Raw genomic sequence first — 13,345 nt, 5'->3', positions numbered from 1 at the left:
TGGGAGCCCGGCCCCTGTGCGCCCCGACCTTCCGGCGGGGTGGGCAGGGGCTTCGTTGGGCGCTTGGAGGAAGGGCCCGAGCATTCCGACTCACCGGGAGGGGGCACCGGCGCAGGGCGGCTCGCCGAAAAGGCCCCCTACCCTCCCCGGCCACCCCCACCGACCGTCGGACGCCGACGTACCGGGAGGGGACGGGGCGGGGTGCCCCCGCAGAAATGCGGTGACAAGAAGGGTGCCGGATACGCGGGGCCAGGTAGCCGCATTTCGAGGAGGTGCCCCGGACCGGCACCGACCCAGGCACAAGCGGCACCCGCAGACGACGAAAGCACCCGCACGGGTGGGCGGGCGGGCAAGACAAAGGGCAAGAGGGCTAGCGGCCAGGCGGGCGGCGGGCGAGCACGGGACGCTGTCCCTCGTCTACGACCGGGTCCGCTGAGGTGCCGCGTGCTACGCCACCAGCATCGCGCGGATGCGGGAGGAGCGGACCTGTCCGAGGAGACGCAGCGCGCGCGAGCGCGCCGCCTGGGCCTCCTCGGGCTGGCCGGACGCGACCAGATTGAGGGCGAGTTCGGCCTCGTACAGGGCGATGTTCCGGGTGAAGTGCGGGTCCTGGAGGCGGACGGCCTCGCGGGCGGCGGCAGCGGCGCGGGAGTGGGCGCCGAGGGCGGACCATGCCTGGGCGGCGAGGCCGGAGAGTTCGGCTTCGCCGAAGAAGGTCATCCAGGCGGGGTCGGCGTCGCGCGGGCCGGAGGCGAAGAGGGAGTGGGCGCGGGATAGGGCGAGTTCGCAGCCGCGCCGGTCGCCGAGCCCGGCGCGTCCCCCGGCCTCGCGCAGGGCGAGCAGGGAGAGCAGCCGGGGGGAGCCGAAGAAGCGGGCGAGGAGCTGGGCGGCCTGGGCGGCGCGGACGGCCTCGCGGGGGCGCCCGGCGTCGCGGGCGAGGAAGGCGGTGTTGCAGAAGGCGTGGGCCTCCAGGGCGGAGTCCCCGGCCATCCGGGCGGTGGCCAGCGCCTCGGCGTAGTACGAGCGGGCCTCGGTGAGCCGCCCGGAGTCGTGGGCCAACCAGCCGACGGAGATGGCCAGTTCACCGGCGCCGGAGGCGAGCCCGGCGGCGACGGCGGGCCCGTGGCTGCTCTCGTCCAGGAGCCGGTAGGCCGTGCGCAGGGCGTCCCCGGCGTCGTCGTAGAGGCCGTCGGCGCCGTGCCGGTCGTCGTGCAGCCGGATCTGCCGGACGGACTCGTGGACGGCGCGTACCTCGGAGGAACCGGCGCGGCCGGTCGTACGGCCTCGGTCCCGGCCGCCCTGCGCGGGCACCAGCGTGCTGGCGAGGGCGGCGGAGCCGCCGGTCATGAATGCGCGACGCAGCACGTCGCTCTCCTCGTACGTCGGATCGGGAAGGCCGGCGGAAGCCGTGGGGCCGGAAGGGCCGGTGGGGCCGGTGGGGGAGGGCAGGACGGAGAGGGCGGGCGGACCGGCGGCGCCGGACTCGGGGGAGCGGCGGGCGCGGCCCCGTACCGCCCGGCGGGGCGCGAAGCCCATGTCCGCCGAGGTCAGGTCGGGGAACAGATGGCGGAAGACCCGCTGGTAGGCGTAGTTGGGGCAGCGGATCTCCCCGCTCTCCAGCCGCCCGATGTACCGCGCGTCGCAGCTCACGTGCTCGCCGATCTCGCGGGCGGCGCGCCGTACCGCCGCCGCGAATTCGCCCGGCGACCGGTCGCCGCGCAACTGACGGAAGGCGGTGTTGGGCGTGTACGGGGAAGCGGACGCGGCGGCGGACGACCCGGTGGCGCGGGGGAGAGGGGGCAGGGGGAACGACGTCATGACGGACTCCCGGACGGACGGTGCCGCTCGGCGGCGGGGACGACCGTACCGGGGAATCGGGCCCGCGAAATACTCAATTTGCCTACAAAACGGATATCTCACGCGCTATCCGCCATGAAACGCCACCCCTTACGGCGTCATTCACGCGTAGCCGTTGACGCCGGGGCGCGTTGATACGGGTGTGGTGCCGATCCCATCGTGAGCGTGAGGAGAGTTGCCTTGTTGGACACCAGCGGGTCACACACGTCGGGTCCGAGCACGGAGAGCAGCCAACTGCCGCCGCCGTGCGACCTGGTCACCGTGCCGACCAGGCAGGGTCTGGAAGCGGTCGACATCCTGCGGCTGAGCAGCGGAGTCGGTCCCGTACTGCACGACAACTCCGGGCACAGCCTCGGCTTCCTCGTCCCGCCCGGCACCGCGGACTGCTGGGACGTCCCCGGCAGCTCGTGTACCAGCACCGACGGCCGCGGTCTGGTCATCGGTGACGAGCCGCCCGTCGAGGACACCGGCTGGCTGGTGCCGCCGCACACCGACACGGTCGTCACCGACCCGGCCGTACTGCGCGCGGCCCTCGGCATGGCGGCCCGCACCATCGAGCTGGCCGACGGCTTCTGCCCGTCCGCGGACCACCACCGCCCGGCCGAGTCGGTCCTGCGGACCGCGGACGCGACCCCGGGGTACCGCTAGGGCCTGTCCAGCGGATCACGCACGGCCCCTCCGGCCTCCCCGCCCCTGACCCGCCCGGCCGCCGGCCGTCCCCGATAATCGGGGGATGGCAGGCAAGCGGCAGAGCGGCGGCAGGGCGCGTACCCCGGACACGGTCGAGGCACAGGTGGGCGGCGGACTCGCCGCGCTCGTGCCCGACCGGGCGCGCCCCGGCGGCTGGACGCTGCTGATCGACGGCGCCCCGCAGTCGCATGTGGACCTCGCGGACCCCGCGCACCTGGACTTCTCCTACCAGCGCAGGCTCGGCCACCTGATCGACCTGGCCGCGCCGCCCGGCCGCCCGTTGCAGGTCCTGCACCTGGGCGGCGGCGCCCTGACGCTGGCCCGCTACACCGCGCACACCCGCCCGCGCTCCACCCAGCAGGTCGTGGAACTGGACATCGCGCTGGTCGAGTTGGTCCGGGCCGAACTGCCCTGGGACCGTGGCTGGCGGATCAAGGTACGCGGCGGCGACGCCCGCGCGGGCCTGGCCAAACTGCCCGACGGCTGGGCCGACCTGGTCATCGCCGACGTCTTCGGCGGCGCCCGCACCCCCGCCCACCTCACCAGCGCCGAATTCCTCACCGAGGTCCGCCGGGTGCTGCGGCCCGACGGGCACTACGCCGCCAACCTCGCCGACGGCGGGCGGCTGGACTTCCTGCGCGCGCAGATCGCCACCGTACGGGCCGCCTTCGCCGAGGTCTGCCTGGCCGCGGACCCCGCCGTGCTGCGCGGCAAGAGATTCGGCAATCTCATCCTCTACGCCGCCGACCACCCGCTGCCGGTCGCCGAACTGACCCGCAGGGTCGCCACCGACCCGCACCCCGGCCGGGTCGAACACGGCCGCGAGCTGGCGGACTTCGCGGGCGGCGCGCCCGTCGTCACGGACGCCACGGCCGCCGACTCCCCGGCGCCACCGCCCGGCGTCTTCACGTAAGCCCGCGGCCTGCCCCGTAGCGGCGGGCCGGGCGTCAGTCCTCGAAGGCCTGGACCGTCGGCGCGTGGCCGTTCCAGGTGCAGAAGACGGAGGACGAGCCGCTGCCGGAGGTCTCGGTGAAGGTCACCCGCAGCCAGCCGTCCTGCGTCCAGACCTGCATCTGCCAGCCCGGATTGGGCGTCGCGGAGACCAGCGACGCCGAGTCGGGGCCCAGGTCGAGGGCGACCCGGCCGCCCTCCACGGTGTAGCTGTGCACATGGCCGGTGTCGCCGCTCGCCGTGGCGGTCGCCTTCGGCGTGCCCGGCGGCGTCTTCGGCGGCACCTTGGCCTTGCCGGTGACCGGGGGCGGGGCCGTCGCCCTGGTGTGCGTGGCGGTCGGCGTCGCGGGCGGCGTCGGCTTCGGGCGGTGCGTGGAGGACACGACCGGCGGGTCCCCGTCCGAGATCGGCAGGGCGCGCGGCGGGTCGTACGCCGTGCGCAGCACCGAGTGCACGCCGAACCACGACAAGGTCACGGCCGCCGCGGTCGCCAGCGCCCAGGCGCCGACATGGAACAGTCCTCTGTGCACGCGCGCCATACTGCCGCACCCGCCCGCCGCCCGGAACACGTACCGGAACGCCCGGCTCAACGCCCGGCTCAACGCCCGGCTCAGCGTCCGGCTCAACACCGGATTCGGCACCGTGCCCAGCGGCTGGCCGAAGCACCGCCGTCCGCGAGGCCGCCCGCCCCGCCGCGCGTCCGATGCGCCCCTTTACGCACCTCCGGCCGCGCCCCGTACGCACCTCGGATCGCCGGGCGGGCCGGTGCCCGGTCCCCCGGATGGGCTAGGTTGCGGCGCATGGCAAGTGTGCTCGTGGTCGAGGACGACCAGTTCGTGCGGTCCGCCCTCATTCGGCACCTCACCGAGGCGTCCCACACGGTACGCAGCGTGGGGACGGCTCTTGAGGCGTTGCGGGAGGTCGCGCAGGTCGGCTTCGACGTGGTCATCCTCGACCTCGGCCTGCCCGACCTCGACGGGTCCGAGGCGCTGAAGATGCTGCGCGGCCTCAGCGACGTACCGGTGATCATCGCGACCGCGCGGGACGACGAGGCCGAGGTCGTACGCCTGCTCAACGCCGGGGCCGACGACTACCTGATCAAGCCGTTCTCCGTCGAGCACCTGTCGGCGCGGCTCTCCGCCGTCCTGCGGCGCGCCCGCAGCCGGTCCGCCGCGCCCACCGCGGACGCCCTGATCCACGTCGGCGGCCTGCACATCGACGTACGCCGCCGCCAAGCGGTCCTGGACGGCGCCGTCCTCGACCTGACCCGCCGCGAATTCGACCTGCTGGCCTTCCTCGCCGCCCGGCCCGGCGTCGTCGTCGCCCGCCGCGAACTGCTCGCCGAGGTCTGGCAGCAGTCGTACGGCGACGACCAGACCATCGACGTCCACCTGTCGTGGCTGCGCCGCAAGCTCGGCGAGACCGCGGCCAGTCCGCGCTATCTGCACACCCTGCGCGGCGTCGGCGTCAAACTCGAACCGCCCGCCACCCTGCCGCCCACCGCGATACCGCCCGCCCCCGCGGTGCCGCCGTCATGAGATGGGCGCTGATCAAGGTGAGCCTGGCGGTGACGGCGATGGTCGTCATCGCCTTCGCCGTACCGCTCGGCCTGGTCGTCAAGGAACTGGCCCGCGACCGCGCGCTCACCAACGCCGAACGCCAGGCCGCCGCGATCGGCCCCGCCCTGGCCATCACCACCGACCGGGGTGAGCTGGAACGCGCCATCGCCAGCACCCAGGCGGGCGCCGAGTCCCGGATCGCGCTGCGCATACCGGCCACCGCGCAGTCCCCGGCCGTCGGCATCGGCACCCCGCACGCCACCGACGCCGCGCTGCACACCGCCTCGGCGTACGGCGAGGCCGCGACCGTACGCGTCCCCGGCGGATACGCGCTGCTCCAGCCGACCGCCGTCAGCTCGGGGACGGTCGCGGTCGTCGAGGTGTTCGTGCCCGACGACGACATCAACCGCGGTGTCCCCACCGCCTGGCTGGTGCTGGCCGCCGTCGGAATCGGCCTGATCGTCGGCTCGGTCGCCATCGCCGACCGGCTCGGCACCCGCATGGTCCGCCCCGCCGCCCGGCTCGCGGGCGCCGCGCAGCGCCTCGGCGAAGGCGACCTGGCGGTACGGGTTCCCGAGGCCGGTCCCAGCGAACTGCGGTCCGCCGCCGCCGCGTTCAACGCCATGGCCGACCAGGTGGTCGAACTCCTCGCCAGCGAAAGGGAGTTGGCGGCTGATCTATCGCACCGGCTGCGCACCCCGCTCACCGTGCTGCGGCTCAACACCGCGTCCCTCGGCGAAGGTCCGGCCGCCGACCAGACCCGAGCGGCCGTCGCCCAGCTCGAACGCGAGGTCGACCAGATCATCCGCGCCGCCCGCGAACAGCGCGGCGCCCACACCGCGACCGGCGCCGCCGGGTGCGACGCCGCCGAGGTCATCCGCGAACGGATGGCCTTCTGGTCCGCGCTCGCCGAGGACGAGGGCCGCGAGGTCCGCTCCGCGGGGGCCGACCGGCCGGTACGGGTCCCCGTCGCCCGCGCCGAACTGGCCGCCGCCCTCGACGCCATGCTCGGCAACGTCTTCCGCCACACCCCGGAGGGCACCGCCTTCGCCGTCGACGTCCACCGCGGCGACGACGCCGTCATCGTCCTCGTCTCCGACGCCGGACCCGGCGTCGCCGACCCGGCCGCCGCCCTGCGCCGCGGCCACGGCGCGGGCGGCCAGGGCTCCACCGGCCTCGGTCTCGACATCGTCCGCCGCGTCGCCGAATCCACCGGCGGCGACCTCGCCGTCGGCCGCAGCGTCCTCGGCGGCGCCGAGATCCGCCTCTGGCTCGCCCTCTCCCCCCACACCTCCACCCCCCACCCCACCCACCGCGGCACCCCCCTCAACCGCCACCGCTGAGCGCGCAGCGCGCCCGGCGCGTGTGCCGGAAGCCAGGATTCAGCCCGTCCGGCGTCTGTGGGGGCACCTCCCCGCGCTGGCTGGGGGCGACGAGCCCCGCCGGCGATGAGGCCCCACCTTTAACGGCTCCCTTGCGCCGCCTTAAGCGCGCCATAAGAACCCCGTCCGCAGCCCGGACCAGCCAATTTGTCCCCTCTCCGCGCGCTAGCGTGCCAACGCGTCCCCCTCCCCCCAACCCCCAAGAGGCAGGCTCGAACATGGCAACAACGCACCGCCGTCGCCCCAGCCGGAAGGTCCAACTGATAGGCGGCCTCACCGCCGTCGCCGCCGTAGCCGGAGGCGCCTTCGCACTGGCGGGATCGGCGAGTGCCGCGTCGGTCGGGGCGGTGTACTCCAAGACCAGCGGGTGGGACGGCGGTTACACCGGCCAGTACGAGATCACGAACTCCGCGAGCAGCGCCCTCACCGGCTGGACGCTGAAGTTCGACCTGCCTGCGGGAACGAAGATCAGCTCGCTGTGGAACGGCAGTTACCAGGTGTCGGGCCAGACGGTCACCGTCACCGCGGAGAGCTGGAACGGCACGATCGCCCCCGGCGGCAAAGTTGACGTCGGCTTCGTGACGAGCGCGTCCGGCGCGGCGGGCGACCCCGTCAACTGCCTGATCAACAACGCGAAGTGCTCGGTCTCCGATGGCCCCACGCAGACCCCGACGGGCCACCCGACGCAGACCGCGACCCCCACGGCGACCCCGACGCAGAAGCCCACGCAGACCCCCACCCAGAGCCCGACGCCCACCCCGACCCCGACCCCGACCTCGGGCGGCGGCGGCACCACCGCGTCCAGCGGCTTCGCCCCCTACGTCGACACCTCCCTCTACCCGGCGTACGACCTCGTCGCCGCGTCGAAGGCCAACGGCGTCAAGGAGTTCAACCTCGCCTTCCTCGTGTCCGGCGGCGGCTGCGTCCCCAAGTGGGGCGGCGTCACCGACCTGGGCGGTGACGCGGTGGCCGCGCAGATCGGCGCGCTGCGGGCGGCCGGCGGCGACGTACGCGTATCGTTCGGCGGCGCCAACGGCACGGAGCTGGCCTCGGCGTGCTCCTCGGCGTCGGACCTGGCGGCGGCGTACGGCAAGGCCATCGACCAGTTCAAGCTCACGAAGGTCGACTTCGACGTGGAGGGCGGCGCGCTGCCGGACACCGCCGCCAACACCCGCCGCGCGCAGGCCATCGCCCAACTCCAGAAGAGCCACAGTGGACTTGAGGTCTCGTACACGCTGCCCGCGATGCCGACCGGGCTCACGCAGGACGGCATCAATCTGCTGAGCAACGCCAAGAGCAACGGGGTGGACATCCACGCCGTCAACATCATGGCGATGGACTACGGTTCCTCGTTCAGCGGCGACATGGGCCAGTACGCGATCGACGGCGCGACCGCCACGCAGGCGCAGGTCAAGAGCGTGCTCGGGATCTCCGACGCCGCCGCGTGGAAGAAGATCGCGGTGACGCCGATGATCGGCGTCAACGACGTCGCCACCGAGATCTTCACCGTCGAGGACGCCACGCAGTTGGTGACCTTCGCCAAGTCCAAGGGCCTGGCGTGGCTGTCGATGTGGTCCGCGACCCGCGACAAGCAGTGCGCGGGCGGCGCGCAGAGCTGGGCCGACGCCTCGTGCAGCTCGATCGTGCAGAGCGCGGGCGCCTTCTCCAAGGCGTTCGCCGCGTACACCGGCTGACGGCACGTCACCTGTGAACGCCCCCTGAACCGTGCCTCTCCCACCCCCACGGGAGAGGAGCGCGGAGCGGTACGGACAGCACCCTCGAGCTGTCCGTACCGCTCCTTTTCCGTTCCCTCAGGAAGCCCCGTCCTCCTCCGCGACTCCCTGAAGGACGTTCTCGCGGGCGACGGCCGCGTACCAGTGGGCGCTCTGCTTGGGGATGCGGCGCTGTGTGCCGAAGTCGACGTAGACCGCGCCGAAACGCTTGCTGTAGCCGTACGCCCACTCGAAGTTGTCCATCAGCGACCACAGGAAGTAGCCGCGTACGTCCACGCCGTCGGCGATCGTGCGGTGGATCGCCGCCAGGTGGCTGCGCAGATACGCGATCCGCTCCGGGTCGTTGACCGTGCCCTCGGGCGAGATGTAGTCGTCGTAGGCGGCGCCGTTCTCGGTGACCATCATCGGCAGCCCCGGGTGCTCGCGCGCCACCCGGTGGATCAGGTCGTACAGACCGGTGGCGTCCACCGCCCAGCGCATCGCGGTGGTCTCGCCGGGCGGCAGGTGGAAGGCGACGTGCTCGGAGCCGGGCCACGGCGAGTGGTCGCTGGCGCCGTGCCCGTCGTTGCGGGGCACGTCGGGTCCGTCGGCGCGCTGCTTGCCGTCCGAAACCAGCGTCGGCGTGTAGTAGTTGATGCCCAGCAGGTCGATCGGCCGGGAGATCTCCGCGAGGTCGCCCTCCCGTACCAGCGACTCCCAGTCCACCAAGTGGGCGGTGTCCGCGAGGAGATCGGCCGGGTAGTCGCCGCCGAGGATCGGGCCGAGGAAGACCCGGTTGCCGACCGCGTCGATCCGGCGGGCCGCGTCGAGGTCGCCCGGTGAGGTGGTCAGCGGGCGGATCTGGTGCAGATTGAGGGTGATCGAGGTCTGCGCGGCGGCGGGCAGCGCGGAGCGCAGGGCCCCGATCGCCTTGCCGTGCGCGAGGTTGAGGTGGTGGACGGCCCGCAGCGCCGACTCCGGCTCGGTGCGGCCCGGCGCGTGCACGCCGGAGCCGTAGCCGAGGAAGGCCGAGCACCAGGGCTCGTTGAGGGTCGTCCAGTACGGCACCCGGTCGCCGATCGCGCCGGCCACCAGCGCCGCGTAGTCGGCGAACCGCTCGGCGGTGTCGCGTACCGTCCAGCCGCCGACGTCCTCCAGATCCTGCGGCAGGTCCCAGTGGTAGAGGGTGGCCACCGGCGTGATGCCGCGGTCGAGCAGTTCGTCGGTGAGCGAGCGGTAGAAGTCGAGGCCGCGCTGGACGGCCGGGCCGCGCCCGGTCGGCTGCACGCGCGACCAGGAGACGGAGAACCGGTACGCGCCCAGGCCCAGGTCGGACATGAGCGCGACGTCGTCGCGGAAGCGGTGGTAGTGGTCGGCCGCGATGTCACCCGTGTCCCCGTTGTGGACGCGGCCGGGCGTGTGGCTGAAGGTGTCCCAGATCGAGGGGGTGCGGCCGTCCTCGGCCGCGGCGCCCTCGATCTGGTAGGCGGCGGTGGCCGCCCCCCAGACGAAGCCGGGGGGAAAGCGGAGCGAGGCCGAGACATTGGCGCTCTCGGCGCTCTCGGAGCGGACAGCGGTCATAACGGGGGACTCCAGGGGAATCAGGGGTAAGCGGGGGAGGGGGCCAACAGGACGCTGCTCAGGGGGAGTTCAGGGGAGGCATGGGGGAGTTCACGAAGGGTTCAGCTCTTGACGGCACCTGCCGTGATGCCGCCGACGATGTGCTTGCCGAGGACCGCGAAGACCAGCAGCAGCGGCAGCGTGGCGACCAGCGCGCCCGTCACCACGATCGAGTGGTCGATGGTGTGGTCACCGGAACCCAGACCGGCCAGCGCGACCTGAACCGTCGGGTTCTGCTGGTTGAGCGCGATGAACGGCCAGAAGAAGTCGTTCCACGACTGCACGAACACCAGCATTCCCAGCACGGCCATCGCGGGCCGCGCCACCGGGAACACCACGTGCCAGATGATCCGCAGACTGTGCGCGCCGTCCACCCGCGCCGCCTCGACCAGTTCGATCGGCAGCGCCTCGGACAGGAACTGCCGCATGAAGAACACGCCGAAGGCGGCCACCAGCGACGGCAGGATGACGGACTGGATGTGCCCGACCCAGCCCAGGTTGGTGATGATCTGGTAGAGCGGGATCACGCTGAGCTGCGGCGGGATCGTCATCGTCGCGACCACCAGCATCAGCAGCGCGTTACGGCCGCGGAACTGGAGCTTGGCGAAGGCGAATCCGGCGAGCGTCGCGAACATCACCGTGCTGAACGACACGAAGCCCGCCACGATCGTGGAGTTGATCAGGGCCTTGCCCATGTCGACCTGGTCCCACACGATGTGCAGGTTGTCGATCAGATGGCTGCCGGGCAGCAGCGGCATCGGCGGCGTGACGATCTCGGCGTCCGTGCGCGACGCCGCCACCACCGTCCAGTACAGCGGGAACAGCGAGATCAGCGCCGCGACGACGAGAATCACGTACGCGACCGGGCCCGCGTGCTCCTGCTTGCCCGCCCCGCTCCTGCGCAGGAACCGGCGACGCGGGGGCTTGGGCGGCGGTACGGCGGCGGACCGCCGCGACGGCGCGGCCCCGAACGCTTGCGTTTCGGTTGTCTGTGCCATGAGGTCAGCCCCCGAGCTTCCGGCGGTTGGCCCGCACGATCAACAGTTGGACGGCGCCGATGAGCAGCAGGATCAGCAGCATCACCCAGGCCACGGCGGAGGCCTGGCCCAGCGCGCCGGTCGCCCAGCCCTTCTCGTACATGTAGAGGCTCAGCGTCTGGTACTGATGCGCGGAGCCGCCGCTGACGCCGACTCCGCCGCCGTAGATCAGCGGCTCACCGAAGAGCTGTGTGGCGCCGATCGTCGAGACCACGATGGTGAAGAGAATCGTCGGCCGGATCGAGGGGATCGTGACGCTGATGAACTGCCGCCAGCGCGAGGCCCCGTCGAGCGCCGCCGCCTCGTACAGGTCGGACGGCACGGCCTGCATCGCGGCCAGGTAGATCAGCGCGTTGTAGCCGGTCCAGCGCCAGGTCACGATCGCCGAAATGGCGATCTGCGCGGGCCACTTGGACGACTGCCAGTCGAGGTTGTGCACCCCGAAGTGGGCGAGGATCTGGTTGACCATCCCGTAGTCGGGATTGAAGAGCTGGACGAAGACCAGCGACGCCGCCGCGATCGAGGTGGCGTACGGCGCGAGCACCGCGACCCGGAAGAAGCCGCGCGCCCTGAGCTTGAAGTTCAGCAGGTGCGCGAGGCCGAGCGCCATCAGGAGCTGCGGCACGGTCGAGATCACCGCGAGCGAGAAGGTGTTGCGCAGCGCGTTCCAGAAGAACTCGCTGTCCCACAGGCGGGTGTAGTTCCGGAAACCGACCCAACTGGCGTCGCCGCCGAGCTGCACCTGGTTGAAGGAGAGGTAGCCGGTGTAGATCAGCGGAAAGAGGCCGAAGGCCGCGAAGCAGATGAAGAACGGGGCGATGTACGCGTACGGCGACGCCTTGGTGTCCAGCCGGTACAGCCTGGAACGCCAGCCCGGGGGGCGGTGGGCGCCCTTGCCGGGCGAGCGGGGGGCGGCGGGCGGGGACGACGGAGGACTGCCGTCGGACGTCGCCCTGACGGAGGTGGCCACGAGTGGCGTCCTTCCCGTAGGGGTTCGGGCGAGGGTTGTGCGGTGACTGGAGGAGTGCCGCGGTCGTCCGGGGTGGTCCGGCCGCGGATGCGGGGGCGGTACGAGGTGCGGGGAGACGAGGTGCGGGCCGCCCGGCAGGTGGGAGACACTGCCGGGCGGCCCCGTCCGCGCTACTGGTCGATCTTGTCCTTGACCAGTGCCTTCACGTTCGACCACGCCTTTTCGGCCGAGGTGCCGTGCTGCTCCATGTCGAGGATTCCGTTGTCGGTGATGAAGGTCTTCACCTGACCGTCGTACTGGCCGATGGGCGCGGGCTGGATGCTCTCCGCGGTGGCCGAGTAGATCTTGCCGACGGGGGTGTCACCGAAGTACGGGTTCGTCGCGTTCTGCACGGCCGGGTCGGCGAGACCCGCCTTGGTCGACGGGATGTTGCCGTTCTTCGCGAAGACCTTCGCCTGCTGGGCGGGCGCGGTCAGCCAGGCGGCCAGCGCGGTCGCCTCCGCTATGTGCTTGCCGGCCTTGGGCACCGACAGGAACGAACCGCCCCAGTTGCCGGCCTGCGGCGGCGCGGCGATGTCCCACTTGCCCTGGTTGGCGGGGCCGGCCGAGTCCTTGATGATGCCGATCATCCAGCTCGGGCAGGCCACGGTCGCGAACTTGGAGTTCTTGAACGCCGCGTTCCAGGTGTTGGCGTCGAACTGCCGCAGCTTGTCGGTCAGTCCGTCCTTGACGGCCTCGGTCGCCAGGTCCCACGCCGTCTTCACACCGGGGCTGGTGTCGTAGATCAGCTTGCCGGACGCGTCGGAGTACTGCGTGGTCTGGCTGGAGACCACCGCGTTGAACAGGCCGCTGCCGGAGTCGGTGAAGGCCACACCCGAGGGCGCATTCGCCTTGAACTCCTTGCCGACGGCCAGGAACTTCGACCAGTCACCGGCCCACTTGGCCGCGACCGCCTCGCGGTCGTCGGGCAGACCCGCGGCCTTGAAGAGGTCCTTGCGGTAGCAGACCGCCATCGGGCCGATGTCGGTGCCCAGGCCGATCACCGAACCGTCGGTGGTGGTGGCCTGCTTCTCCTTGTAGTCCAGCCAGTCGCCGACGTTGACGCCCTTGGCCTTGCCCAGGTCCACGAACTTCGACGCCAGCGTCGGGCCGGTGGCCTCGGCGATGTAGCCGATCTCGATGGCCTGGATGTCGGAGAGGCCGCTGCCCTGGGAGAGGTGGAGCTTCAGGGCGTCCCAGTACTGCTGCCCGTCGGCGACGTTGTCCTCGACGATCGTGATGTTGGGGTGCAGCTTGTGGTACTCGGAGAAGAGGGCCGCGCCCGTCTTGTCGTCGTAGCCGAACGATCCGAAGTCACCGACGTGCAGCGTGATCTTCTCGGTCGAGGAGGCGGTGCTCCCGTTGCCCGAGTCCTTGCTCTTGCTGTCGCTGCTGCATCCGGTGATCAGGGTCGCGCAGGTCGCGAGACCCGCGACCGCGATGACTGCGGCCTTGCGGGTTCTGCCGGAAGTGCGCATTCCACTCTCCTTGTCAGGGTGGGTCTGGCGTGCGGTGGTGCGAGTGAGGG

General features: G+C 72.1%; 11 protein-coding genes. 5 read left to right on the top strand and 6 right to left on the bottom strand.

Annotated features, from left to right (window positions below; translation table 11 throughout):
• Positions 1-447: 447 nt before the first annotated feature.
• Positions 448-1,818 carry a tetratricopeptide repeat protein gene (locus ACIOC1_RS28630; RefSeq protein WP_401856827.1) on the bottom strand — a complete coding sequence of 457 codons (1,371 nt, stop codon included), beginning with the start codon at positions 1,816-1,818 and terminating at the stop codon, positions 448-450.
• Between the two features lie 219 nt (positions 1,819-2,037).
• Here ACIOC1_RS28630 and ACIOC1_RS28625 point away from each other — a divergent pair, with 219 nt between their 5' ends.
• Together ACIOC1_RS28625 and ACIOC1_RS28620 are read left to right on the top strand one after the other, a co-directional pair.
• The gene (locus tag ACIOC1_RS28625) at positions 2,038-2,505 is read left to right on the top strand and encodes a hypothetical protein (protein WP_401715727.1); all 468 of its coding nucleotides are present in this window, start codon (positions 2,038-2,040) and stop codon (positions 2,503-2,505) included.
• A gap of 85 nt (positions 2,506-2,590) precedes the next feature.
• Positions 2,591-3,460 carry a spermidine synthase gene (locus ACIOC1_RS28620; protein ID WP_401856825.1) on the top strand — a complete coding sequence of 290 codons (870 nt, stop codon included), beginning with the start codon at positions 2,591-2,593 and terminating at the stop codon, positions 3,458-3,460.
• Between the two features lie 34 nt (positions 3,461-3,494).
• On the opposite strand, the gene ACIOC1_RS28615 is transcribed toward ACIOC1_RS28620, so the two are convergent.
• Entirely contained in the window at positions 3,495-4,037 is a 543-nt protein-coding gene (locus ACIOC1_RS28615; RefSeq protein WP_355336930.1) for a hypothetical protein, read from the bottom strand.
• A 261-nt stretch (positions 4,038-4,298) separates the two neighbouring features.
• Here ACIOC1_RS28615 and ACIOC1_RS28610 point away from each other — a divergent pair, with 261 nt between their 5' ends.
• The 3 genes from ACIOC1_RS28610 (at position 4,299) to ACIOC1_RS28600 (ending at position 8,133) form a co-directional block, all read left to right on the top strand.
• Positions 4,299-5,036 carry a response regulator transcription factor gene (locus tag ACIOC1_RS28610; RefSeq protein ID WP_401856823.1) on the top strand — a complete coding sequence of 246 codons (738 nt, stop codon included), beginning with the start codon at positions 4,299-4,301 and terminating at the stop codon, positions 5,034-5,036.
• Entirely contained in the window at positions 5,033-6,400 is a 1,368-nt protein-coding gene (locus ACIOC1_RS28605) for a sensor histidine kinase (protein WP_401856821.1), read from the top strand. Before ACIOC1_RS28610 ends, ACIOC1_RS28605 begins: the two co-directional genes overlap by 4 nt.
• 257 nt (positions 6,401-6,657) lie before the next feature.
• Positions 6,658-8,133, top strand: a complete 1,476-nt coding sequence (locus ACIOC1_RS28600; protein ID WP_401856819.1) for a cellulose binding domain-containing protein — start codon at positions 6,658-6,660, stop codon at positions 8,131-8,133.
• Positions 8,134-8,250: 117 nt separating this feature from the next.
• Here ACIOC1_RS28600 and ACIOC1_RS28595 read toward each other — a convergent pair whose 3' ends face one another.
• The 4 genes from ACIOC1_RS28595 to ACIOC1_RS28580 all read right to left on the bottom strand — a co-directional run bounded on the left by ACIOC1_RS28595 (position 8,251) and on the right by ACIOC1_RS28580 (position 13,295).
• Complete coding sequence (locus ACIOC1_RS28595) at positions 8,251-9,732, bottom strand: beta-glucosidase (protein ID WP_355336938.1); 1,482 nt, start codon at positions 9,730-9,732, stop codon at positions 8,251-8,253.
• Between the two features lie 101 nt (positions 9,733-9,833).
• Positions 9,834-10,769 (bottom strand): carbohydrate ABC transporter permease, encoded by a 936-nt coding sequence (locus ACIOC1_RS28590; RefSeq protein ID WP_355336940.1) that lies wholly within the window; start codon positions 10,767-10,769, stop codon positions 9,834-9,836.
• A 4-nt stretch (positions 10,770-10,773) separates the two neighbouring features.
• Positions 10,774-11,778: a carbohydrate ABC transporter permease gene (locus ACIOC1_RS28585; protein ID WP_401856816.1), complete on the bottom strand. Its 1,005-nt coding sequence runs from the start codon at positions 11,776-11,778 to the stop codon at positions 10,774-10,776.
• 170 nt (positions 11,779-11,948) lie between these two features.
• Positions 11,949-13,295, bottom strand: coding sequence for an extracellular solute-binding protein (locus ACIOC1_RS28580; RefSeq protein ID WP_391163913.1), 1,347 nt, complete (start codon positions 13,293-13,295; stop codon positions 11,949-11,951).
• Positions 13,296-13,345: the final 50 nt, after the last annotated feature.

It is taken from the genome of Streptomyces sp. NPDC088197, assembly GCF_044741185.1.
GTDB lineage: Bacteria > Actinomycetota > Actinomycetes > Streptomycetales > Streptomycetaceae > Actinacidiphila.
The sequence above is the reverse complement of the archived record's forward strand: the minus strand, read 5'-3'. Positions and strand labels throughout refer to the sequence as shown.

Excerpts from the sequence above, each read along its gene's own strand:
- ACIOC1_RS28600 (WP_401856819.1), top strand. The coding sequence starts at position 6,658 with ATGGCAACAACGCACCGCCGTCGCCCCAGCCGGAAGGTCCAACTGATA.
- ACIOC1_RS28605 (WP_401856821.1), top strand. The coding sequence starts at position 5,033 with ATGAGATGGGCGCTGATCAAGGTGAGCCTGGCGGTGACGGCGATGGTC.
- ACIOC1_RS28630 (WP_401856827.1), bottom strand. The coding sequence starts at position 1,818 with ATGACGTCGTTCCCCCTGCCCCCTCTCCCCCGCGCCACCGGGTCGTCC.
- ACIOC1_RS28620 (WP_401856825.1), top strand. The coding sequence starts at position 2,591 with ATGGCAGGCAAGCGGCAGAGCGGCGGCAGGGCGCGTACCCCGGACACG.
- ACIOC1_RS28610 (WP_401856823.1), top strand. The coding sequence starts at position 4,299 with ATGGCAAGTGTGCTCGTGGTCGAGGACGACCAGTTCGTGCGGTCCGCC.
- ACIOC1_RS28615 (WP_355336930.1), bottom strand. The coding sequence starts at position 4,037 with ATGGCGCGCGTGCACAGAGGACTGTTCCATGTCGGCGCCTGGGCGCTG.
- ACIOC1_RS28595 (WP_355336938.1), bottom strand. The coding sequence starts at position 9,732 with ATGACCGCTGTCCGCTCCGAGAGCGCCGAGAGCGCCAATGTCTCGGCC.
- ACIOC1_RS28580 (WP_391163913.1), bottom strand. The coding sequence starts at position 13,295 with ATGCGCACTTCCGGCAGAACCCGCAAGGCCGCAGTCATCGCGGTCGCG.
- ACIOC1_RS28590 (WP_355336940.1), bottom strand. The coding sequence starts at position 10,769 with ATGGCACAGACAACCGAAACGCAAGCGTTCGGGGCCGCGCCGTCGCGG.